The 24,272-nt window shown below is 46.3% G+C and carries 16 protein-coding genes; 6 read left to right on the forward strand and 10 right to left on the reverse strand.

All coding sequences use genetic code 11. The features are described from left to right. Positions 1-8: 8 nt before the first annotated feature. Genes QZ076_RS04150 through QZ076_RS04165 form a run of 4 tightly spaced genes read right to left on the reverse strand, consistent with a single transcriptional unit; the run spans position 9 to position 7,485 of the window. The gene (locus tag QZ076_RS04150; RefSeq protein ID WP_365324559.1) at positions 9-2,390 is read right to left on the reverse strand and encodes an ABC transporter permease; all 2,382 of its coding nucleotides are present in this window, start codon (positions 2,388-2,390) and stop codon (positions 9-11) included. A gap of 41 nt (positions 2,391-2,431) precedes the next feature. Continuing rightward, a complete protein-coding gene (locus QZ076_RS04155) occupies positions 2,432-4,810 on the reverse strand; it encodes an ABC transporter permease (RefSeq protein WP_293710579.1) in 2,379 nt (792 codons plus the stop codon). 15 nt (positions 4,811-4,825) lie between these two features. Next, positions 4,826-6,076, reverse strand: a complete 1,251-nt coding sequence (locus QZ076_RS04160; protein WP_293710580.1) for an HlyD family efflux transporter periplasmic adaptor subunit — start codon at positions 6,074-6,076, stop codon at positions 4,826-4,828. A 50-nt stretch (positions 6,077-6,126) separates the two neighbouring features. Then, positions 6,127-7,485, reverse strand: a complete 1,359-nt coding sequence (locus QZ076_RS04165) for a TolC family protein (RefSeq protein ID WP_293710581.1) — start codon at positions 7,483-7,485, stop codon at positions 6,127-6,129. A 247-nt stretch (positions 7,486-7,732) separates the two neighbouring features. On the opposite strand from QZ076_RS04165, the gene QZ076_RS04170 reads away from it, so the two are divergent. From QZ076_RS04170 to QZ076_RS04180, 3 genes are all read left to right on the forward strand, one after another. After that, positions 7,733-9,085 (forward strand): sigma-54 dependent transcriptional regulator, encoded by a 1,353-nt coding sequence (locus QZ076_RS04170; protein ID WP_293710582.1) that lies wholly within the window; start codon positions 7,733-7,735, stop codon positions 9,083-9,085. 115 nt (positions 9,086-9,200) lie between these two features. Next, complete coding sequence (locus QZ076_RS04175; protein WP_293710583.1) at positions 9,201-10,517, forward strand: ATP-binding protein; 1,317 nt, start codon at positions 9,201-9,203, stop codon at positions 10,515-10,517. A gap of 42 nt (positions 10,518-10,559) precedes the next feature. Next, positions 10,560-11,813 carry an Nramp family divalent metal transporter gene (locus QZ076_RS04180; RefSeq protein ID WP_293710584.1) on the forward strand — a complete coding sequence of 418 codons (1,254 nt, stop codon included), beginning with the start codon at positions 10,560-10,562 and terminating at the stop codon, positions 11,811-11,813. Here QZ076_RS04180 and QZ076_RS04185 read toward each other — a convergent pair. After that, complete coding sequence (locus QZ076_RS04185) at positions 11,800-12,453, reverse strand: DedA family protein (protein WP_293710585.1); 654 nt, start codon at positions 12,451-12,453, stop codon at positions 11,800-11,802. The genes QZ076_RS04180 and QZ076_RS04185 overlap by 14 nt on opposite strands. A gap of 129 nt (positions 12,454-12,582) precedes the next feature. On the opposite strand from QZ076_RS04185, the gene QZ076_RS04190 reads away from it, so the two are divergent. The 3 genes from QZ076_RS04190 (at position 12,583) to QZ076_RS04200 (ending at position 16,835) form a co-directional block, all read left to right on the forward strand. After that, a complete protein-coding gene (locus tag QZ076_RS04190; protein ID WP_195372711.1) occupies positions 12,583-14,331 on the forward strand; it encodes a glutamine--tRNA ligase/YqeY domain fusion protein in 1,749 nt (582 codons plus the stop codon). Positions 14,332-14,362: 31 nt separating this feature from the next. Further along, the gene (locus QZ076_RS04195; protein ID WP_293710586.1) at positions 14,363-15,805 is read left to right on the forward strand and encodes a tetratricopeptide repeat protein; all 1,443 of its coding nucleotides are present in this window, start codon (positions 14,363-14,365) and stop codon (positions 15,803-15,805) included. A gap of 118 nt (positions 15,806-15,923) precedes the next feature. After that, positions 15,924-16,835, forward strand: coding sequence for a DUF368 domain-containing protein (locus QZ076_RS04200; RefSeq protein ID WP_293710587.1), 912 nt, complete (start codon positions 15,924-15,926; stop codon positions 16,833-16,835). Positions 16,836-17,214: 379 nt separating this feature from the next. Here the strand turns inward: QZ076_RS04200 and QZ076_RS04205 are convergent, their stop codons facing one another. The 5 genes from QZ076_RS04205 to QZ076_RS04225 all read right to left on the reverse strand — a co-directional run bounded on the left by QZ076_RS04205 (position 17,215) and on the right by QZ076_RS04225 (position 24,135). Next, a complete protein-coding gene (locus tag QZ076_RS04205) occupies positions 17,215-18,609 on the reverse strand; it encodes an ABC transporter permease subunit (protein WP_293710588.1) in 1,395 nt (464 codons plus the stop codon). Positions 18,610-18,624: 15 nt separating this feature from the next. After that, positions 18,625-20,163, reverse strand: a complete 1,539-nt coding sequence (locus QZ076_RS04210) for an ABC transporter permease subunit (protein WP_293710589.1) — start codon at positions 20,161-20,163, stop codon at positions 18,625-18,627. Positions 20,164-20,190: 27 nt separating this feature from the next. Further along, on the reverse strand, positions 20,191-20,910 hold the full coding sequence (locus QZ076_RS04215; RefSeq protein WP_293710590.1) for an ABC transporter ATP-binding protein: 720 nt from the start codon (positions 20,908-20,910) through the stop codon (positions 20,191-20,193). A gap of 30 nt (positions 20,911-20,940) precedes the next feature. After that, positions 20,941-22,368: an NEW3 domain-containing protein gene (locus QZ076_RS04220; RefSeq protein ID WP_293710591.1), complete on the reverse strand. Its 1,428-nt coding sequence runs from the start codon at positions 22,366-22,368 to the stop codon at positions 20,941-20,943. A gap of 234 nt (positions 22,369-22,602) precedes the next feature. Next, positions 22,603-24,135: a TolC family protein gene (locus QZ076_RS04225; protein ID WP_293710592.1), complete on the reverse strand. Its 1,533-nt coding sequence runs from the start codon at positions 24,133-24,135 to the stop codon at positions 22,603-22,605. Positions 24,136-24,272: the final 137 nt, after the last annotated feature.

Consider the following 24,272-nt stretch of genomic DNA (forward strand, 5'->3'; position numbering starts at 1 on the left):
TTTATCGATTAATCCGCCTTAATACTCTCCACCGGATTCTCATTCGCCACGCTCCATGCACGCAGCAACACGCAGGATACGATAACGGCGTAAACGAACAAAGCGGCACCGATAAAGATAAACAGACTCAGGTGGATGCGTTCGGCGAATTTTTCGAGCCAGCCAGAAGCGTTGATGTAAGCGATGGCCACACCGATGGCAAGGGCCGGAAGGGCGATGTAGGATATGTCGCGCGAAAGCATGCGGAGTATATTCACAGCTGTAGCCCCATTTACTTTGCGGATGGCTATTTCGCGGCCGCGGCGGTTCGTCTCGTCGGCCGTATATCCCAGAAGGCCGATCAGGGCGATTATCAGAGTCACGATACCGCTGATAAGGATCGCGTCGCGGAAATCGCGGTCATCCTGGTACTGACGGACAACATCCATTTTATAGACAGAGGCCTCGACCACTTTGCCGGGGATCGCGTCGGAGAGTATCCGGTTCACTTCCGCCAGGTTTTCCGACGACATCGTGTGCATCTTTATCAGGATGTTTGACGGGGGATTGTAGCAATCAGGAGTGGCGTAAAAGATAACGGAAGCACGTTCATCAGGGCCTTTCAGCGAACCGATGCGGAAATCTTCGTACACGCCGCAGATGGTGAATACCTTCGTGCCATTGCTATGCTCGGACACCATCACGCCTTTGCCGACGATACTTCCCGTCCAGCCAGCTGTCTTCTGCATCAGGTCGATAAACTTACGGCTGACCATTATTTTATCGGCATTTGCCTCGTCGGGACGGAAGGCGCTGCCTTCTACAATGGGAATCTCCATCAGGTCGAAATAACGGTCGCCAACGAAATACATGTCGGCTATGTTGAACAGGTCGCGGTCGTCGCCAGGAATGTTAATGTTATTGCCAGACGGATAACTGAAAGGCAGTTCGGTACTGGCAGATACTATATCCACCTGAGGCAGGCGGCGAAGTTCGGCCATGGCACGTTCGCGCGTTTGCTGATCTACACCGCGTGTATCGCAATAGACCAGGTTCTCGTAAGCGTAGCCGGGATTGCTCGAGATCATCGTATCGTATTGTCGGCTGATGGTGACCAGTAGCGCCACCAGATAGGCCGTGGCGACGAATTGCACGAACAGCAGGCAAAGCTTCCAATATCGTTTCGACTCCTTCACGCTGCGGAAGGCCGAAGCCACCGGTATGCGGATGAAAAGCCACGTCGGCACGAAACCCGTTACCGCAAATACCACCACACAGATGGCCAGCAGGATCGACATGGTAGGTACCGTGAAGAGGGCCGACAGCGAGGCCGACAGCAGTTCTTCTATCTTCCCTTTGAAAACGATGACCAGCAAGGCGGCCAGCAACAACGAAATCAGCAGATGCAGGAAGGATTCGGAGAGGATCATACCGAAGATATTTTTCCCTGAAGCGCCATAGCATTTATGCACGGCCACTTCCTTGGCACGCCCGATCAGGGTGGAGATCACGACCAGTATATAATTGAGCACGGCAATGGAGATCAGGATGATCGCCATGAAAAGGAGCATATAATTCATGTCCTTCACATCCTTATTGTTATTATGTATGTCTTGCAGCGGGAAGATAGAGTAAGAGAGATCCACTCCGGCTTTCTTCAGTCCTTCCATATCCTGGTTGCGCTCCTGCATGCGGCGGATGGCGGGAGCCAGTCCGTCGGGATCGATACCGGGAAGGAGCTTCACGTAAGCGATATAACGGTCGTTGCCTATCCAGTTGGTCGTGCTCCATTCGGGCATGGCGGCCAGCGAAGCTACCGCATCGTAACGCAGGTGGCTGTTTTCGGGGATGTCCTCAAACACGCCGCCGATGGTGAAGGGTGAACCGTGGTTGGTATCACGGACGAAGGTTTTGCCTACCACATCGCCCACACCACCCATCTTCTCAGCCAGTGACCGGGAGATCATCGCGTAACCGGGACGTGCCAGTACGTCTTTCGGGTCGCCGACCAGTACGGGACGGGGGAAGATATCGAAAAAGCTGGTGTCGGCCAACAGGATCGTGGCTGTGAGGTACTGCTCGGCAGGAGTCATGATCAGTTCGTTGTTCTCGCCGATACGGGTGTAACGGGTGGCGAATTCCACACCGGGTACCTCGGCTTTCATGCCGGGGGCAATCGCGCCGCTCACCTGTCCCCAGGAGTCTTTCTTGCCTTCCCGGTTGATGTCCGACTTAACCAGGTAGATGCGGCCGTTGTCGGGATAGAAGTTATCGTACGACCGTTCGAAACATACTTTGGCGACCAGCACCAATCCCATCGCCAGACCGACGGCCAGCGCGAGTATCTTGATTCCGTTGCTCCTCCCCTTCTTGAAGAGGGAACGGAGAGCCATGTTAAAATTCTTCATCATCTATACTGTTTTTTATTTTACTACTGATATATATGCTTTTCCTATTCCGATTTCAGGCTCAGTACCGGGTTGGCATTCGCCACCATCCAGGTACGGTAGACCACCGTCAGAAGGATAATCACAAGCACTACCACAGAGCCGGCTGCGAACAGGCCCGGATTCATCGGAATCTTCTCTGAAAACTGCTGCAACCACCTCTCACCGGCAAACCACGAGGCGCCCGCACCGGTCAGAATAGCCGGCAACGCCATCCATACAACATCCTGGGAAATCAAGCGGAGGATATCACGCTCGGTTGCCCCGTTGATCTTGCGTACGGCGATTTCTTTTCCGCGGCGGTTCGTCTCGTCGTTGATGTAACCGATCAGGCCTACAAGGGCAATGATCAGAGTGATGATACCGCCGGCCATCACCGAGTCGCGGAAAATACGCGAGGTATCGTAGAGCTTCGTGAGGCTGAAACGATAGTCGACGAGGTTGATGTCGCGGTCGGGCAGGAATTCTTTTATTACATTATTTATATGGGCCAGATTCTGTGCATTCCTTTCATGGAATTTGACGACGAGGGTCTGCTCGGCCCGCTTCGAGAAAAAGATAGCCGAGTTCAACATGCCTTCGTGATCGATCCGGCCGATGCGCACGTCGTCATAGACACCCACTACCGTGAAAGGATCGTTCGTGCCGTGCCCGCCGATATCGAGCTTCTTGCCTACCACACCGTCTTTCCATTCGAATACGTTGGCCAGCTCGGTGGCCAACTGTCGGCTCAGCATGACGAGTTGCATGGAGTCGGAATAGGATTCGTCGAAGGCTTTTCCCTCTATCACCTCCATTTCGAGTAAGGAGACGAAGTTGGCATTGGTGCCGTAGAGATCCTGGAAATGAGCCACGGCATCCTCCGAACCGGGACGATAGACAATATCGCCCGAACCGGAAAAGGCCGGCAGTTCATAACAGGTCGTGACGTCTTCCACCTCCGGCTGCTTGCGGATCTCATCCATCAGCGCCTTGCGGGAGGATTGCGAAACGCCTTCCAGGTTGCAGAAAGCCAGCCGATCATAGGAGTATCCGGGATTTTCATTCACCATGAAACTATATTGCCAGCCAATAACGATCAACAGGCATACGAGGAAACCTACTGCCACGAACTGGATAAACAGCAGTGCTTTCTTCCACGACCGTCGGGAGTTGGTGTACGAACGGAATACCAACGCCACGGGAATCCGCGCGAACAGTTGCGAAGGCAGCAGGCCGGCAACCAGAAACACCAATACACAGACGCCAAGCAGGATCATCAGCGTGTCGGGCGTGAAAAGCGACGACAACGAGGTGCCCAGCAGTTCTTCCACGATCCGGCGGAAACCGAATACAAGGAGTGTGGAGAGGACCAGGGATATCAATAGGTTAAGAAATGTCTCCGAGAAGATCATGTCGGTAATGTTCCAGCCCGTCGCGCCGTAGCATTTATGGATCGCCACATCCTTCGAACGGGTCACCATCGAAGAGATGACCAGCAGCACATAGTTCATCAGGGCGGCAAAAAGGATTGCGAAAGCGATGGCAGTCAGCATCACAGCCATACGCTTGGTGGCCGGAGAGCTGGCATATAGTTCGCCGAGGGGACGCAGGAAGATGCTATACCCCATGCCCTGCTCCTTCAGTTTCTTCGAATCGACGTGACGGTCGAGCATCTCGGCCATAGGTTGCAGCATATCGTCTGCCTGCAGGCCGGGTTGCAGGAGGACGTAGGCGTTGAAGCTGTCGCCACCCAGCCATTCATCTTCCTTCGTCCATCCGGCAATCGCCTTGAAGGAAGAAAGGGAGACAAGTATATCGTAATAAAGATGGGTATTCTTCGGAACATCCTTAAACACACCGCCGACGGTAATCTGGACGCCCGGGAATGTCTCCACCTCAAAGGTTTTGCCGATCACGTCTGCTCCGTCAGGGTCGATCTTACCGGCCATTTCTTCCGAAACAAGGGCATAAAGAGGGCGCGACAGTGTCTCACGGGCATCGCCGGCCAACATTTCGCGAGGCAGCACGTCGTAGAAGCAGGAGTCGGCCATGATGAAGTTGGCCTTATATTTCTTCTCGTCGGGTGTTTTCATCACCAGTTCGCCCATTCTATCACAACGGGTAGCTGCTTCCACACCAGGGATCTCGGCTTTCATGCCGGGGGCTATACCCCCACTGACGTGGGGGTAGCCCTCATGGGTCTTACCTCCGATGCTGAAGTTCTCCTGGATGGCAAAAAGCCGGTCGGACTCGGGATAAAAGTTATCGTAGGAGAGCTCGAAGCAAACCTTCGCAATCAGAACTAATCCCATGGCAAGCCCGACGCCTAGCGACAGGATCTTTATATCATTATGTCTGCCCTTCTTGAACAGGCAGCGGAAAGCAATGTAGATGTTCTTCATGGTAATATGTATATTTTATTCTAATATCAACACTTCGTTATCCTTGTAACTTTCGTAGCTGGAAACGATCACCTTCTCACCTGCTTCGAGACCTTCCGTTACTTCATAGAACTGCGGGTTCTGACGGCCGATCTTGATCTTGCGGCGATATGCTTTCTTACCATCTTTGTCGAGTACGAAGATCCAGCTGCCACCGGTGCTCTGGAAGAACGTGCCGCGCGGAATGATAATACTTTCGGTGGGTTGTCCCAGATAGAGGCTGATGTAATAAGTCTGTCCGCTGCGGATATTGTCAGGACGTTCGCCTGTGAAAACAAAGTCTGTGCGGAACTTACCGTCGCGTACTTCCGGGTAAACCTTACGCACGGACAGGTCGAAACTCGTACCCTGGCGATCGAATGCAGCATCCAACCCCGGTTTAACGCGGTCGATATAATGTTCGTCGATCATCGCTTCGATCTTGTAATCGGAAAGGTCGTTGATCTGGCCGATCTTCATGCCGGCTGTTACGTTCTGTCCCAAAACGACATCCAGCAAGCCCAATTCACCGTTGATCTGCGAACGTACATTCAGGTGTTCCTTACGTTCGTGCACCAACTGGATGTTGCGACGCATATTAGCCAAACTGGTTTCCATCTCTTCCATCTGGATAGTGCGGGAAATCGAATCCTGATACAAACGCTGCACAACGAGGTCGTATTTCTTTGTTGCCAGTTCGTAATCTTCTTTCGCCTTCAGGTAGTCTTCCTTGGCGATCAAGCTTTCTTCATACAGTTTCTGTTGCTGGTGATAAGCACGGCGGGCCCGGTTCATGTCTACATCCAGCTGGGCTTTTTCAAGTTGGTTACTTAATTTATCCTGTTCCATGGCAACCTGAGTATTACGAAGGAAGTTCTGTTTTTCAGCCAACTGCGCTTCCGCATCCAGTATCTGAAGATCGAGGCCTGAATTGGAAAGACGGATGATCACATCTCCTTTCTTTACCTGGGCTCCCTCTTCCACTACCTTCTCCTGCACGATACCTCCTTCTTCAGGGCTCAGCTGCACGACAGTGATCGGCTGTACCTGCCCGTCTACACGGACGAAATCGTTGAACTGTTCCTTTGTCACATTACCGATACTGATACCGCGGGCATCTACTTTCAGTGTCGATGCATGATCGCCGAAAATGATCCAGCCGACCAATACAAGGAATAAAACGCCACCTGCCACATAAGGTAAATGTTTCTTCTGAATGCCTCTTTTCTTTTCTAATTGAATATCCATGGTTGTATGTTTTTATTTCTTATTATCTATTCTTTCTTTTTGTCTGATTCTTAGTTTATGCCTTCAATCAAAGGTTTACCTTTATAATAGTCAACCAGTTTGCATTTCATCAGATACATCAGTTTCCGTTGCAACAGGTCCGCTTTCGACAAGAGTAGTGTATTGGCGCTGGTTTGCAAATCGATCGGGCTCATCAAACCTTCTTCAAACTTGCGGAGTGTGACCTGATAGGCAATCTCATCAGCCTTAGCTTTCTTTTCCATCTGGATCGTTTCTTTAGCATATCCTTCACGGTCGAGGATCGCCTGTTCGATAGCAGTCTGTAACTGACGAAGTACTTCAGTTTGTTGTTCCTGAGCAATACGTACACTATTACGTGCTTTACGCACATTGGTCAAACGGCTCAAACCGTCAAAAAGCGGAAAACTCAGGTTAAAAGAGATATATTCGCCACGGTTGTTACTGAACTGGTCACCAAAAGCCATAGTCGGAGTATAATCATCTGCTGTTTTATCTACTTTCAGGTTCTCAAAATAATTGGTAGAAATACCTGCTGAAAAAGATATAGTTGGCAGCAAACGCCCTTTAGCCATCAGATATTGCATCTTATAAGATTTCAATTGCAGTTTAGCCTGTAAAGCGACCGGATTATTATCGGATGCATAATCGTAGATTTCATCTACCGACTCCATCATAGTAGCATATGATTTATCGAGCAGTAATGTATCGACATCCAGTTCGACATCTGAAGGATAATTCATATTTTGTTTCAAAGTCAATAAAGCTGTATTAAACAAATTCTGTTGATGGGTCAGATTATAATCATTGGCAGCCACCTGAGCTTCAATCTGTGCCACATCAGCTTTTCCTTTCAGCCCCAACTCTTCCTGACGACGAGTTCTGTACAGGATACGGCTGTTTTCTTCCAATTGTTCGGCAGCCAGCTTGACTGTACCCTGATAGTATACCACATCCATAAAGGCCTGCATTGTATTGATAGCCAGATCGTCTTTCTCCTTCTGAACATCATTCATTCCCATCTGCCGGTTTGCTTTTGCCATCCGCCACTGGTTGATCAATTGTCCACCGTTAAAAATAGGAATGGAGACATTCAATCCATAGGCATTATTAAATGTAGAAGTATTACTATAGATATTCGTTCCGGGGTCAACCGAACGTCCAAAATTATATTGTGCTCCTACACTTGCACTCATAGACGGGAAAAAGGATGCTACTGCCGAATTTAATTCAGCTTTATAAGAGTCGCTCGTATAAGCTTGCTTTTTTACCTTAGGACTGTTTTCTACGGCGTAATGCATACATTCATCCATTGTCCAGAGTTTTTCCTGTGCCACGGCAACTGTTGCCAGGCTAAACGAAAGAACCGATGTCAATATTATCTGTTTCATTTTTGTGTTATTTTCTGCATACAGAAAGGCAAAGAGCGTGCCAAACTATATAATACTTTATTTATCAACAAATTGACAAATCACCAAACTTTCCGGAGTGTAAAAAAATTAGACAGTGGTGTACAAATATTAGACAAACGATAATTACCCGTTTGCCCCTCTTATTTTATCTGTCTAAATATTAGACACAGGTTAGGAAGTATAAAACCGAACCTGTATCTTTGCATTAAAATACATTATTATTACGATGGCTAAACAAGGCACCATACTGGTTGTAGACGACAACAAAGGGATTCTGACCGCAGTACAGATGCTGTTAGGTACCTGTTTTGAAAAAGTGATAACGATTTCTACCCCCAACAAGATAAAAACGACGTTACATAATGAAAATGTAGATGTGGTTTTGTTGGATATGAACTTCAGTGCAGGGATCAATACCGGAAACGAAGGGCTATTCTGGCTCTCCGAAATCAAGAAAGAAGAACCGTCCGTACAGGTCGTCCTGTTCACGGCCTACGCCGATATCGACCTGGCAGTAAGAGGTATAAAGGAAGGAGCGACCGATTTCGTTGTAAAACCGTGGAACAATGCCAAGTTACTGGAAACGTTGAAAACGGCTTACGACATACGGATGGCAAACCGTAAAGGTATCCCTCATGAAAATGAGAAACAAGTCATTTCCAAAGAAAGCGGTATGTTCTGGGGAGAAAGTAACGCTATGCAACAACTCCGTAACCTGATAGAGAAAGTAGCCAAGACAGATGCCAATATTCTGATCACCGGCGAGAACGGTACGGGTAAAGAAATGTTGGCCAGGGAAATCCATATACTCTCGAACCGTAAAAAAGAAGCAATGGTTCCGGTAGATATGGGCGCTATTACCGAAACACTGTTTGAAAGTGAGCTGTTCGGCCATATGAAAGGAGCTTTCACCGATGCACGTGCCGACCGTCCGGGTAAATTTGAAGCTGCTAACAACGGAACATTATTCCTGGATGAGATAGGAAACCTTTCTTATCATTTACAAGCAAAACTATTGACAGCCCTTCAACGCAGAAGTATCGTCCGCGTAGGAAGCAACACTCCTATTCCTATCAATATCCGCCTGATCTGCGCCACGAACCGTGATCTGCAGGAGATGGTACAGAAAGAACTGTTCCGCGAAGATCTTTTGTATCGTATCAATACAATCCACGTGGAAATTCCATCCCTTCGTGAACGACCGGAAGACATTGTTCCTCTTACGGAAATATTCCTGGCCAAATACACGAATATATATGGTAAACCATCCATGCGTCTCAGTGCCGATGCCAAAGAAAAGCTGAAACAACAGCCCTGGTTCGGTAATATCAGGGAACTGGAGCATACCATCGAAAAAGCGGTCATAATCAGTGAAGGCGACACACTTGAAAGTACCGACTTCGATTTTCCACGTAAGAAGGATTCACCGATGAAAGAAGTGACTACCCTCGAAGAGATGGAATACAACATGATTAAAAATGCCATGGATAAGTACAATGGTAATCTTTCACTTGTTGCAAGTCAGTTGGGTATTTCTCGCCAGACATTATACAACAAAATAAAACGCTACGAGATATAATGTACCAATATGCCAATGTGCTAATATGCCAATGAAAGACAAGGCATAGCATTCATAATTGGCACATTAACACATTGACATATTGGCATATTGGCACATTAACTAATTATTTCTTATGTTAAAAGGCATCTACCACAGTCTCACTTTCCGTCTGGGCTTGTTTGGAATACTAACCGCAGCCGGGACCTATACGGCAATCACCCATAAATGGGAATGTTTCATCCTTGTCTTTTTCGGCTGGTTGTATTCCATGCAGATGATGCGTAGCCTATTCAAACGAAATGCCCAGAAGGTTGCTTTTATGTTCGATGCAATCGACAATAGTGATTATGCCTTTCAGTATGCCACCCGCGGACGTTCATCGAACGACAAACTAGTAAGCGAATCGCTAAACCGTATCACTCAAATACTTTTCCAGGCAAAAGCGGATGCCGTGCAAAAAGAAAAGTACTACGAGTTGATCATGAACTCCGTGAATACCGGTATTATAGTCCTGGATGATATAGGAAATATCTTTCAGACCAACAACGAGGCCTTGCGTTTACTCGGTCTTTCCGTATTCACCCATGTCAAACAACTGACACGTATAGACGAAAAACTGCAACAAACGATCACCGATATACGTCCAGGAGACAAGCACCAGATTTCATTTATCAATGAACGCGGAACTGTCAACCTGTCGATCCGTGTCTCCGAAATGACATTACAGGATAAACATGTGCGCATCCTAGCAATCAACGACATCAACAGTGAACTGGACGACAAGGAAATCGACTCATGGATACGCCTCACTCGTGTATTGACACACGAAATCATGAATTCCGTTACCCCGATTACCTCCCTGAGTGACACGTTGCTCTCTTTACATGAAGATGCCGATAGCGAAATACGTAACGGGCTGGAAGTGATCAGTACAACCGGCAAGACGCTGATCTCATTCGTAGAGTCTTACCGTAAATTCACGCACATACCAACCCCGGAACCTTCGTTGTTCTATGTGCAGAAATTCGCAGAAAGAATGATAAATCTGGCACACCATCACAACAATTATCCTAATATAACGATTAATATAAGTATAGAACCGGCCGACCTGATTGTTTATGCCGACGAAAACCTGATCACTCAGGTTGTTTTGAATCTGCTGAAAAACGGAATGCAGGCAATAGGCAGAGAACAGCCGGACGGACATATCGAACTGAAAGCTTATTGTAATCCGGATGAATCCGTGGTCATCGAAGTCAGCAATAACGGTCCGGTTATCCCACCGGAAGAAGCAGAACATATCTTCGTTCCGTTCTTTACAACCAAGGAAGGCGGAAGCGGCATCGGACTTTCTATATCGCGGCAGATCATGCGGCTTTCAGGAGGTAGCATTGCTTTAAAGAGCAATCCGGCTATCAGAAAAACGTCGTTCATCCTGACGTTCCCGTAAAGGGATTCGAGGCAAAATGATAACAAAAAGATAAGACTAAAAATGAAACTTCTAGACAAACTCAAAATCAATCACAAACCGCGTTCCGGCGGATTAGACTTACTGAAATACATTGGCCCCGGCCTACTGGTCACCGTTGGCTTCATCGATCCCGGAAACTGGGCGACCAACCTGGCTGCCGGATCTGAATTCGGATATGCCCTGTTGTGGGTAGTTACCTTTTCTTCCATTATGCTGATCATCATCCAACACAACGTGGCCCACCTCGGAATCGTAACCGGGCTGTGCCTGTCGGAAGCAACCAACAAATACCTACCCCGTACACTCAGCCGCCCTATCCTCGGCTCTGCTATGCTGGCCAGTATATCCACTTCGCTGGCGGAGATACTGGGTGGAGCTATCGCCCTGCGTATGTTGTTCGGTATGCCGATCAAGATCGGAGCAGTCATTATTACCCTGGCCTGCCTGATCATGTTGCTCAGCAACACATACAGCAAAATAGAACGCTGGATTATCATGTTCGTCTCCATCATCGGACTGTCGTTTCTTTATGAACTGGCATTAGTAGACGTTCATTGGGGAGAAGCCATACAAGGGTGGGTAAAACCATCGTTTCCACCGAATTCGATGTTGATCATCATGAGTGTACTCGGTGCCGTAGTTATGCCGCATAACCTCTTCCTGCACTCGGAGGTGATCCAGAGTCGCGAATGGAACCTCGAAGATGAGTCTGTGATCAAGAAACAATTGAAATACGAGTTTTACGATACACTTCTTTCGATGATGATCGGTTGGGCTATCAACTCAGCTATGATCATTCTGGCGGCGGCCACTTTCTTCAAAGAAAAAGTAACGGTCGACGAACTCGACCAGGCACAACAGCTATTGGTACCTCTCGTTGGAAGTAATGCCGGCGTTATCTTTGCAGCCGCCCTGTTACTGGCAGGTATCTCATCCACCATCACATCCGGTATTGCAGGAGCTTCCATCTTTGCCGGCTTTTACGGAGAAGCATATAATCATAAAGACTTACACTCCAAGTTAGGAGTTATCTTGTCGTTCGTTCCGGCATTGCTTATTATTTTTGTGATCGGCGACCCGTTCAAAGGATTGATCCTTTCACAGATGCTATTGAGCGTACAGTTACCGATCACAGTCTTTACACAGGTATATCTTACCTCGAGCAAGAAAGTGATGGGGGTATACGTCAATTCACGTTCGACCACCATCCTTCTCGTATTATTGGGAACATTGGTTACGGTATTGAATATTGCCTTGTTGATCAGTTTGTTTTAACGAAATATTTATTTCTGACAACTTCAAAAACTCCCGGCAGAATGGAGATAAAGATGATAAGGACAATCAAAAGTTCCAGATTCTTCTGAACGATCTCCATTCCGCCGAAAAAATAACCGGCATACGAAAAAAGAACCACCCAGATCACCCCTCCTATCACATTGTATGAAGCAAAATGCCGGTAACTCATATGTCCCATACCGGCTACAAACGGAGCAAAAGTCCTTACAATAGGGACAAAACGTGCCAGAATAATTGTCTTACCTCCGTGCTTTTCATAAAATTTATGCGTCTTCTCCAGATAACTTTGTTTAAAGATCCTTGAGTTAGGATTACTAAACATTCTCTCCCCGAACAGCCTGCCTATTATATAGTTAGAGGCATCCCCCAGTACCGCTGCAACGATCAAAACGCCTACAATAAGATGCACATTCATCGGGTTACCCGGCAAAGCTGCTAAAGCTCCAGCCACAAATAACAATGAATCACCAGGAAGAAAAGGAGTTACTACCAATCCTGTTTCACAAAAAATGATCAGGAATAAAATGGCATATATCCAAATACCATAAGTAGATACAAGTGCTGCCAGATGAGCGTCGATGTGCAGTACAAAATCAACCAGAAGATTGAAGTATTCCATACGGATGTATTATAATCTGTTCGATAAAATTAAGCCACAAATATAGGAAAAAACTTGTATCGCTATGTAGCAAGTAAAGAAATCGCTACCTTTGCTCCGTTAAAAAGAAATAACATATTTATAACAGATATGAGCGATATCAGAACGAACGAAGAAGAAGGCAAAAAGAGCCTGAATTTTATTGAAGCAAATGTTGAGAAAGATCTGGCAGAAGGTAAAAACGGCGGACGCGTACAAACCCGTTTCCCACCTGAACCCAATGGTTACCTGCATATCGGACACGCCAAAGCAATTTGCCTGGATTTCGGCATGGCAGAACGTTACAACGGGGTTTGTAACCTTCGTTTCGACGACACGAATCCGGTAAAGGAAGATGTAGAGTATGTCGATGCAATAAAAGAAGATATAGAATGGCTCGGATTTCATTGGAATAATATCTATTACGCATCCGACTATTTCCAGCAGCTATGGGACTTTGCCGTCCGTCTGATCAAGGAAGGAAAAGCCTATATCGACGAACAAAGTTCGGAAGTTATCGCCCAGCAAAAAGGAACCCCTACCCAACCGGGTATCAACAGTCCGTACCGCGACCGTCCCATCGAAGAAAACCTGGCTTTGTTCCAGAAGATGAGTGACGGAGAAGTGGAAGAAGGTGCTATGGTATTGCGTGCCAAGATCGACATGGCTAATTCCAATATGCATTTCCGCGACCCGATCATCTATCGTGTAGTGACATCTGCACACCACCACCGTACAGGTGACAAGTGGAAAGTGTATCCGATGTACGACTTTGCACATGGACAGAGCGACTTCTTCGAAGGCGTTACGCATTCACTTTGTACCCTGGAATTCGTGGTACACCGCCCGTTGTACGACCTGTTCATCGACTGGCTGAAAGAAGGTAAAGACCTCGACGATAACCGTCCCCGTCAGACCGAGTTCAATAAACTGAACCTGAGTTATACGCTGATGAGTAAGCGCAACCTGCTTACACTGGTAAAAGAAAAGTTGGTCGATGGCTGGGACGATCCCCGCATGCCGACTATCTGTGCATTCCGTCGCCGTGGTTATTCCCCCGAGTCCATCCGTAAGTTTGTCGATAAGATCGGTTACACCACTTACGATGCCCTGAACGAGTTTGCCTTGTTGGAAAGCGCCGTTCGTGAAGACCTGAATGCCCGTGCCACACGTGTATCTGCCGTTCTTGACCCGGTCAAACTGATCATCACCAACTATCCGGAAGGAAAAGTGGAAGAAATGGAAGCCATCAATAACCCGGAAGATGAAACGGCAGGAACCCACCAGATCGAATTCAGCCGCGAACTGTGGATGGAAAGAGACGATTTCATGGAAGATGCACCGAAGAAGTTTTTCCGCATGACTCCGGGACAGGAAGTACGCCTGAAGAATGCCTATATCGTGAAATGTACCGGTTGCAAAAAAAACGATGCCGGCGAAGTAGTTGAAGTATATTGCGAATATGACCCGAATACCAAAAGCGGTATGCCCGATAGCAACCGTAAGGTAAAAGGCACCCTGCACTGGCTGAGTTGTGCTCATAGCCTGCCTGCCGAAGTCCGCTTATACGACCGTCTCTGGAAAGTAGAAAATCCACGTGACGAGCTGGCTGCTATCCGCGAAGCAAAAGACTGTTCCGTTCTGGATGCGATGAAAGAGATCATCAATCCGGACTCATTAAACATACTTACTAATTGTTACGTAGAAAAATACCTGGCAAATGCCAAACCGTACGATTACCTGCAATTCCAGCGTATCGGTTATTTCAACGTAGACAAAGATTCAACGCCGGAAAAGCTGATCTTCAACCGCACCGTATCCTTGAAAGATACCTGGAGCAAGGTGAAGGATAAAGCTTAATAAACAAGATAAAAGAGAATTTACCTGATATATGAAAAAAGATGATATTTCACGCCTGTTACAACGTTACCTGGACGCCCACGAAAAAGGAAAAGAACCTTATTTCGATGCAGACGAACTGAGTGACCTGTTGGACAGTTTTGAAGAATCGGACGATTATAAATACTTTGATGAAATTTTAGCCTTAGGGCTAAAACTTCATCCGGGTAATATAGACTTGCAGATCAGACAATGTCGTTTTTACGTCTATAACGAAGATTACGACAGCGCACTTGCTTTGATCGACACCATTGCCGAAACCGACAGCCAGGACCTGGATTTATTACGACTCGAATGCTTTTGTATGCTCGACCAATACGACAAAGTGGTCGAATACACGGAAGACATCGCAGCGAGAGACTGCGATTATCTCGAGTTGGCATACGAATACATCGCTCCTCTTTTAAGTGATATGGAAATGAACAAGGAAGCCCGTGATTATATCAAGCGCGGTATTACTTTGTTCCCGGACAACCTCAACCTAAAAGACGAGTTATGTTATAGCCTGGAAATGGAAGGCGATATCGACGGGGCGATTACTATATGTAACGAACTGATCGATAAAGATCCTTATTCGCACGACTATTGGTTCTCACTGGGGCGTCTCTATTCCATCAAGGCTGAATTCGACAAGGCAATCGAAGCATTCGACTTTGCCCTTACCTGCGACGATTCGGATCCCGAACTGAAAATACTGAAAGCCTATTGCCTCTATATGAACGAAAATTATGAAAAGGCATTGGAGGTATATAAAGAGATCGAAACCGATTCGGATATGACTGAGCGTATCAAACCGCTCATGGCAGAATGTTATATCAAGCTGGAGGATTATGAAGGAGCATACAGAATGCTAAAAGATATTATCGGAAAGAAGATCGTAACCAACGAACCGGCGGCTTACATCAACTATATCCGGTGCTGTACGGAAACAAACCGTGACCGCGAAGCATCCAATACACTGATAAAAGCAGTTGAATTATTTCCAAATAATGTCCGGATACTATCTTTACTGGCACTAACCTACGTCGAGAACGGAGAAGACAGGCTTGCTATCGACACTACCGAACGCTTGTTTAATGTACTGGATCAGGGAAGTGATTATCTACCCGAAGATTACGAAAGCCTGTTTCATGCAGGACAGTTTCTGTATATGAAAGGAGAGATAGAAAAGGCACTCAAATATTATCAAAAGGTATTGGAGGTTAACCCCGACATGCCTTATATGCATCTTCACCTGGCGATGGCTTATCTGGCGAAAGGCGACATGAAGCATTTCGGTGAGCATTTCTCACAGACCTCTCCCCAGGAACTGGTAGAGTATCTTGAAAGCTCGGGAGTCGACTTTAGCGATGTGGAACAACAGCTGATGGGCAAACACATTCCCCCAGAAGATCTGACGAAGGAATTCCTCAATAATAAAGACAATAACAATTAATAATGTGCCAATAACACAATATGCCAATGTGCCAATTAAAACAATATTCCTATATTCGTACATTGTTAAAGCCTCAATTGGCACATTGGCATATCAGCACATTGACAAATTATTCACAATGAACAGAAATCTAAAAGACTACGGTCTCTTACTTTTGAAAGGCATGGGGATGGGGGCGGCAGATGTTGTCCCCGGAGTATCAGGAGGTACGATTGCCTTTATTGTAGGTATTTACGAAGAACTGATCGATTCGATCAAAAGTATTAACGGAGCCAGCCTGAAACTGCTGTTTACAGGTAAGATTGCTGCATTCTGGAAAGCAATCAATGCAAACTTCCTGTTATCCATCGTGGCCGGTATCGGTATCAGTATTTTTTCTTTGGCAAAGATCATTACGTGGTTGCTGGTCACACACCCGATCCTGGTATGGGCATTCTTCTTCGGATTAGTGCTGGCTTCTACCTGGTTCGTATCGAAAGACATCAAGCAATGGAACTGGAAGTCGGTCCTATGCTTTATCATCGGGGCTGTTATCGCTTATTATATTACAGTTGCCACCCCTGCCGAAACTCCGACCAACCTGCTCTTCATCTTCCTTTGCGGAGCTATTGCCATTTGTGCAATGATCCTGCCGGGTATTTCAGGTAGTTTCATTCTGGTATTACTGGGTAAATACTTTTATATCATGGAGGCAGTAAAGACATTTAATATACCGGTCATGCTTGTCTTTATTTGCGGAGCGGCTTTAGGCATTACCTCTTTTTCCCGAATCCTATCTTTCGCTCTGCGAAGATTCCACGACATAACAATAGCTGTACTGGCCGGATTTATGCTGGGTTCACTGAATAAAGTATGGCCGTGGAAAGAGACAATTGAAACATATACTGACAATCATGGAGTTATCAAACCACTTGTAGAAGCAAATATTCTGCCCGATCAATTGGTATGGGAAGCCGTCGGATTAATGATCTTCGGTTTTGCTATCGTATATTTCCTTGAAAAGTTATCCATGAAAGGAGCTAAGGCTTAAAAAAGAAATCTCTTCCCTATGCTCACGCACGGGGAAGAGCTCGGTCTCTCGCCAAAGAGAACCTCATCAATTATGTTAACCTTATTATGGGTTAAAGAGGGAGCTATTCGCCAAGAGTTGCTCCCTTTCCTTTTATTGTTGAAAACACACATTGTCAGACTATTGTTCATCTTTTATACAAAGATTATACCAAAAACATATCTTATAATGGACAGGTGTCCGGTTTTTATTTATTTCATGCTTCCGGTACATCATCTATGATATTGCAAACAGCGTGCCAAAAACATATTTTACTACAAATCAACAACATATCATTTCATCATCTATTCAGATATGTCAAATAATTAGACACCTACGTCTAATTATTTGACAATTCAAGTTATCTCACATCATATCTTGTAAAGAAATAGAAGCAGGCCATAAACAAAACCGCAATCGTAACGATCATGGCAATCAGATAGCCGATGATAAACTCGATACGCTGGCCGAAGGAAGCGATCTGTTCCTGGTATTGCGGTATCTGGTCGATGGCGACAGGCTTTTTGCTGGTAGAAAAATCCTCATACGGATTATACCAGTGCGGACTATCGGCATCCTTCGCATCAATATCTTTAAACCATTGCAGGAACTGATCCTGGAAGAGATGCAGGTCATTCCAGTTCTTCTGGAAACGCAGATAACCACCTCCTAGAAACGCCTCATTCATATAATCGAACTGCGCAATCGGCGAAAGCAACGTGAAATTGCGGGTTTGCTCGAACTGGCGGAACTGTTGCAGGTAATAAGCATCGTTAAACTTCTTATCGTTATTCATCAGATTGGTCTGATTGTTTGCACGCAGTTCATGCCGGGGATAAAACGGATCATTACCACTGGACGACCAGCTCCCGGCCGGCGCATTACGGTTTATATCATCAGATGCCTCCCGACGCCTCTGGTCTACCTCTTCCGATGTCGGTATGCTGAATAACTTCTTTGCCCAGAACACAGAAGTATTAGGAATGATAACCGCAGCAAACAACCAGAAACAAAGCGAGATTAGCAAACTGATATTGGAATAGCGCGTTACCACCGACGAAAACAGACCGAATACAGCAAAGGTAGTAATGAATAAAAGGCTGATCAATATAAACCCACCTGTTTCTATCAAAAAACCACCATTCAACTGTACCTGCCCCGAAACAGCCAGAATAAGTAAACTGATCACAATCCCGATCAATTCCATCAATCCCACGACTGTAACAATACTCAGGAGCTTGCTGCACAGGAAAGTGCGCCGCGGTACGGGATTAGAGAAAACCAAAGCCAGCGTCCTTTCTTCTTTCTCTCCGGATATGGCATCAAACGCAAAAAGCAATGTAATAAAACTCAGAAACATAGAAACAATAAACGACCAGCTCAGACTATTTCCACGGCTCAACAAAGGGTTATTGCTATCGTGGCGTACAGAATAATTAAACACATTGTAAGCGCTATACTCGATACGGTTTGGCAAATAACTCTCTTTACAATCGGCTATTACGCTGTTCTCGCGAGGAGAAGTGACAAAACTATTCCTCGATGTTGCTACTTTCGACACATTGTCGGCAAGTTTACCGACCATTTCCTGTTGTGCTTTGCTATATTTGGCATAATTCGCATGCATATCTTTAAAGGAAGAAGAAAAGGAAATACTCCCCAAAGCAAATACCAGCACAACGATCACAAAAGAAATCTGAAAACGCAGACTATACAGATAGTTCTGCAATTCCCTTATATATAAAGTTGTAAACATAACTGTTATTATTTATTATCTGACATCATATTTCATAAACGACGCGATTGTTCCGATCAACAGTACAATTGCCAATCCCAACAAAGCACATAAACGGCCCAGCGCTTCTCCCAAAGCCCCCGAAAGTGTTACCGGCTGAGGAATATAACGGGGAACCGTGCTCGTATCCAGATACGGAAACTCACTATTACTCCTGCCATATCTTTTCCAGACAGCTTCGCCCCCCAAATCCAACTCTGCCTGAGTGGGAAACTCTTCCAATGCCTGTCCGGTAAAGTAAGCAATAGATTCAAACAATTTACGATCCTTAAAATAGGTAATAACGCTCTCCCGGTAATTACGAATACTTTCCATATATTTCAAGAAACTATTCGCATCGGTATGACATAAAACATCGGTGGTTTGGGCAAACAGTTCGGAAGGCGACAGCCAGGCAATAACCTGTTGCAAATGTTGCTGCCGGACCAGTCCATCCAGATAATTATGTTGCAAAGCCCATTTCTTATCCGCATTATTCAGCATAACAGGAGTAGCCCAGATCTGCAACTGCTGATGGAACAGAGGAGTTAGCTGCGGCCCTCCGGCCAATTCAAGATACTCGTGGCCGCTACGAGTACAATTGTTATAACTCATGCCATGCATATTGATGCTTTGGGCGATACGCGGCCATGCCACCTCGTATTGTTCTTTATAAAATGAATCATCATAATCCAGCATGGCTGCCTGTACATTATCGTACAAAGGAGCTTTCGAAATACTCTGCGACAGATAAGTGGCGATGTTAGGCATCAGGAAAAGGAACCAGATCCAACACAGCAGGCTGATGATAATGGATGACGACGAATGCGTCACCCTACTGGATATGAACATTCCCAGTAAAAGGAATACCAGCATATAAATAACAGAAGTAAGGAAAAGCAACACCAGTCCGCTCCAATCGGAAGCCGAGAAGGATATCTCCGGATTAACCACAATAATGAGGCAAGCCAGCAAGTAGCAGAACAACAGAATAGGCAGCAAGGTAAGTAACAGCCCCAACAACTTCCCCATCAGGAAAGAGATACGACTTACCTGCCCGGTAAAAGTCAGCTTCATCGTTCCGTCTTCCCGTTCGCGGGTGATGGCATCGTAAGAAAAAACGAGTGCCAGTAAAGAGATAAGGATCGCAATTACTTTGGAAAAGTCGATCGAGAAGAAGGCATTCAACAACGGATTGTCGCGGGTAATTGTGTGTCCTTCAGGAAACAACGGATACTCCCAGAAAGCGATCTTCACCTTATTTCCGATATTACTGATAATACCTGTACTAAAGATACTCAACGGTTCCGGCACTTGTATAACAGTGGGACGTACAGCCGACCACACCCGGCTTTCCGTCATCTCCTTATCCGCCTGCGCCTGCTCGATCTTATACACCCGTACCTGGTTCTGATAATTATCCACGCTGACGATTACCGTAAACGGTATCACCAGCAGGCAGAGCACAAACCCTATAATAAACCTGACCGACAATAAGTTGAGCAGGAAATCTTTCTTTGCTATTAACCAAATCATATTCTTTCTTATTAATGGTTTATACTCTTATTCCAAAATAGCTTCCTGCATATAATCCAGATAGATACGTTCGAGATCGTCCTGCAGGAACTCTTCGCGGCTGCGAAGCATTACCAGGCGACCTTCCTTCATGATACCGACCCGATCGGCTACGGCTTTGGCACGGAAGAGGTCGTGGGTACACATCAGGATACTCTTGCCGGCATTGCGGAGGTTGATCAATATCTGCATCAGTTCGGCTGCGCTCTTGGGATCGAGGCCGGTGGTCGGCTCGTCCATCACGATATTGTCAGCATCTTTGATGATAGCGATGGCAAGACCTACCTTCTGGCGCATACCTTTGGAAAAGGTTTTCAGTTTGCGCTCGAAAGCCTCTTCCTGCAGGCCGACGCGACGCATGACGTTGTAGTATTCGTCTTTCGTCAGGTTCGTCTTCCCGCCCAGACGGGCAAAGAAGTCGAGGTTCTGACGGGCGGTGAAGTTACCGTAGAGCATGACGTTTTCAGAAACGAAGGCTACGTGCTTCTTTGTCTCCAACGGATTCTCCATCACGTCGATACCGTCTATCAGGGCATGGCCGGAAGTGGGTTCTATGAAGTTGAGGAAGATATTGATCGAGGTGGTCTTCCCTGCCCCGTTAGCGCCCAGGAGAAAGAATATTTCTCCCGGTTTGATTTCCAGATTCAATGAATCGAGGGCCAGATTACCATCCTCATATCTTTTTGTTAAGTCGATCGCTTGTAACATAGTGTTTTATTTTAATTGTTATTATTCTATTTATCTTTTACTCAATTTCATTCCGAACCAGACGATACCCCCGATGAAGCCTACCAGCAAGAAGATCAGGAAAATGGTACCGAAGATAGAAGTGGAAGCATTTACCTGAATGCGGACGGTCTTGTCTTCGGTATCCACCTTGCGGTTGTCGGCCATTGCTTCGGTCTTGATCTTTACCTCCTGGGCACCTACTCCACCGTCTGACGGCGGGATGATGGTTACCTTCACGGTCAGTTCCTTTTCCGGTTCCAGGCTACTGATTATGTCCGGTTCGATGCGGGTATCCCAACCGAGCGGCTTCTCTGTGGTCAGTTTGATGTTGTCAAGACGACGGGTTCCACCGTTACGTACGGTTACGTCCATGGCTACCTCTTTTCCGACCGTTGTCTCATGATAAAGGTTGTTGGCACGTACTTCGATCTTTCCTTTTCCGCGGGGAATGATCTCCAGGTTTTCACTTCCGGCCTTTTCGCCATTAGCCGCACCGACTGTCTGTACCTGGAATTTTATCGGCTTGTCGATCACTACCTGCTGATCGTCGCGATCCGGGAGATAAACCTGCAAAGATAACTTCTTTATGTTTACTCCTTGTGCAAATTTGATCTGGGTAACCTTACTTTCGCCATCCGTAAAGTCGTAACTGATCTGGCGCGGCAGGTCCACTACTTCAAGGCGGTAGACATCGTCGGAAGTGGAGAAACGTTCGAGTGTCAGGTCGTAAGTCGCCTTGCTGCTCAGGTCGGCCTCCTGACTGAACTGCATGGAGGAGATATCGATCACATTCACGCTCGCATCCTTCTTCAGATAAATATTTTTCTCGTCCTTCCGATTATTATAGTTCAACGATACGGTCAGATTCTCGGCATCCTTCAGCAACTCGAAATCGGCCGTTGCATCCTTTCCCAACTCAATGAACGGGACACGGAACTCATACGGCGAACCGATTATCGTCTTCGACTCGTTATCTACTAACGATACATATATATTATATATTTTACCGGAGCGCATTTCGGGGGTGAAAACGTCGAAATGCTCCTGAAACTGGCTCAGGTACTCCTCGTTCCCTTCGAGTGCACTCTTCAGGGTGATCTTTACCTTACGTTCCCCCCGCTGGTCCTGATATTTCACGGCACGTTCGACCGTGATGTAACTCTGCTGAGAGATCAGTTTCAGGATCAGCTTCTGATAATCGACCTCCTTGCTCAGCAACTCGTTCTTCGAGCGGTTGAAATCGTTGGCAGAGATGGCTTTTTCATTATACAACTTCGTATCGTTCTGATACTTCTGCTTGGCAACCTCATAATCGGCACGCGTCTTCTTGAGATCGAGTAACAGGGCGGCTTCGCTGTCTCCCTGTGCCCGGACACCGAACGACATTACCAGAATTGCCAGCAATACCGACAGCTTTTGAATCATTTGTTTAATCATTGTCTTATACATTTAATATATTTATCTTTCCGATAGGGAACTTCTAACTCGAAAGTGCCCTGTAACTACTATTTTCCTCATCTATTTTTTTGCTTTTGAGCATGCTCAAAATTAATTTCGGGCTTGCTAAAAATCAATTTCGAGCTAGCTCAAAATTAAATTCATGCATGCTAAAAAGTATACTTTCTCGTATACTTTGAACTAATAAGTCACTATCCGAGAATTAGTTGTTGCCTACTTCCCGGCTAGTTCCACGTCTTCGGGCAAGAAACTGCGGTTATGTTCGAAGTCATACATCGTCTTGCGGTTCAGATCGGCTACAGATAACCGGTAAGTGATATAGCTGTCGATATAAGCTAGTTGAACCTGCGAGAGACGTTCCTGCTCGATAGAAAGCTCCTGGCTCGTCATATCTCCGTTCTCGAAACGCATCTGGCTGATCCGGTAACTCTGTATGGCCACTTCCTGATTGCGGCGGTTGATGCGGTAACGCTTCTCGGCTTCATACACGCTACGTACGATCTCGCGGATTTCCTGTTCGATGGTTCTTTTGGTGTTATCGAGATTCAATTCGCGTTGTTTCAGGCGGACTTGCTCGCGACGTACCTGATTCTTGGCGCGTCCCCAGTCCAACAACGGGTAAGAGACGGTCAAGGCGATACCGCGGTTCGAAGGGCGGTCGCGCATATTATCGAAGGAAGAGCCGACCAGCTGGCCTACCGTACCTTCTCCTCTTGTACTTAGTCCTGTGAAATCATAATAGGCGGAGATGTTTCCTTTGAACTCCCGTTCGCGTTTGGCGCGTTTCACTTCGATGGCCTGCAGTTCTATATCGAGATTATTTTCCTGTATCTCCATACGGTTTCGCAGGGCTTCGTCGATGGCTTGTTGCATATCTACGATAAAAGCTTCAAACTCCATATCCGCTTTCAGGTCGATCTCTTCTTTCAGGTCAAGGCCGATCAGCAATTTGAACTGGTCTTTGGCGGCAGAAAGCTTACCTTCGCTTTCCATCACGCGAGCCTCGTCCTGTGCGACGGTGATTTCGGCAATCAGTATTTCCCCTTCGGGAAGATTGCCTGTTTCCTGCTTCAGTTTGGTGATACGGTAGGCTTCGCGGGAGTTGCTCAGACGGTCCTGGTTGATCTTATGTTCGTAAGCCAGTTTGTATACGTTGTAAAAAGCTTCCGTTACATTATATACAATATTCATCTGGACACGGGTAAAATAACAGGTACTCTTCCTGAAGTCCAGTTCGGCCACCTTCATATTCTCCTTCAGTTTATTTGCGGTGAAGATAGGCTGGTTGAAAGAGAGGGCGAAACGGCTGTACACCTGATCGCGTTCCAATTCTTCATAATCCTGTTGTGAAAGTGTGGTACGGTAGTTTTCCCAATACATTTTGGAGGAAAGGGCAAAGTTACCTCCGGTAGGCAGTACGTACGTGAAGTTCAGGTTCCCTCCTACTTGCAGCGAACCGATAGAGTTATAAACCGGCAAACCGTCGGCTTGCGAAATCTCGGTCATTCCTTCCGCCCACGAGGGGGTAAAAAGATCGAAGTTTAGTAAGGGTTTGAATTGTGCCTTTGTGTACAAGTAAGAATAGCGGGTAGCGTCCATGTCTTCCTTATAATACTTCACCGTATAGCTTTCACCCAGGGCGATATGAATAGCCTCGTCGTAGGTGATCGTCCGGAAGTTCTCCGTCTCTGCATGCCCCGCCAAAGCGAATCCTATCAATAGAGATACTAACAAATTTCTTTTCATATTATATTAAATTAAGTCTTTCCGGGTAATACATTACCCAATGATTGTTATTTGTTCCTTTATCCATCCCTAGTAAGGCAAATGGCGTGCCAAAATCGCAATAGATTGATTATACGTCTCTTGCAGAAATGGGTAAC

It is taken from the genome of uncultured Parabacteroides sp. (genome assembly GCF_905196875.1).
Classification (GTDB): domain Bacteria; phylum Bacteroidota; class Bacteroidia; order Bacteroidales; family Tannerellaceae; genus Parabacteroides.

Coding starts and splice junctions, on each gene's coding strand:
- QZ076_RS04150 (WP_365324559.1), bottom strand. CDS start 2,390: ATGATGAAGAATTTTAACATGGCTCTCCGTTCCCTCTTCAAGAAGGGG.
- QZ076_RS04155 (WP_293710579.1), bottom strand. CDS start 4,810: ATGAAGAACATCTACATTGCTTTCCGCTGCCTGTTCAAGAAGGGCAGA.
- QZ076_RS04160 (WP_293710580.1), bottom strand. CDS start 6,076: ATGGATATTCAATTAGAAAAGAAAAGAGGCATTCAGAAGAAACATTTA.
- QZ076_RS04165 (WP_293710581.1), bottom strand. CDS start 7,485: ATGAAACAGATAATATTGACATCGGTTCTTTCGTTTAGCCTGGCAACA.
- QZ076_RS04170 (WP_293710582.1), top strand. CDS start 7,733: ATGGCTAAACAAGGCACCATACTGGTTGTAGACGACAACAAAGGGATT.
- QZ076_RS04175 (WP_293710583.1), top strand. CDS start 9,201: ATGTTAAAAGGCATCTACCACAGTCTCACTTTCCGTCTGGGCTTGTTT.
- QZ076_RS04180 (WP_293710584.1), top strand. CDS start 10,560: ATGAAACTTCTAGACAAACTCAAAATCAATCACAAACCGCGTTCCGGC.
- QZ076_RS04185 (WP_293710585.1), bottom strand. CDS start 12,453: ATGGAATACTTCAATCTTCTGGTTGATTTTGTACTGCACATCGACGCT.
- QZ076_RS04190 (WP_195372711.1), top strand. CDS start 12,583: ATGAGCGATATCAGAACGAACGAAGAAGAAGGCAAAAAGAGCCTGAAT.
- QZ076_RS04195 (WP_293710586.1), top strand. CDS start 14,363: ATGAAAAAAGATGATATTTCACGCCTGTTACAACGTTACCTGGACGCC.
- QZ076_RS04200 (WP_293710587.1), top strand. CDS start 15,924: ATGAACAGAAATCTAAAAGACTACGGTCTCTTACTTTTGAAAGGCATG.
- QZ076_RS04205 (WP_293710588.1), bottom strand. CDS start 18,609: ATGTTTACAACTTTATATATAAGGGAATTGCAGAACTATCTGTATAGT.
- QZ076_RS04210 (WP_293710589.1), bottom strand. CDS start 20,163: ATGATTTGGTTAATAGCAAAGAAAGATTTCCTGCTCAACTTATTGTCG.
- QZ076_RS04215 (WP_293710590.1), bottom strand. CDS start 20,910: ATGTTACAAGCGATCGACTTAACAAAAAGATATGAGGATGGTAATCTG.
- QZ076_RS04220 (WP_293710591.1), bottom strand. CDS start 22,368: ATGATTAAACAAATGATTCAAAAGCTGTCGGTATTGCTGGCAATTCTG.
- QZ076_RS04225 (WP_293710592.1), bottom strand. CDS start 24,135: ATGAAAAGAAATTTGTTAGTATCTCTATTGATAGGATTCGCTTTGGCG.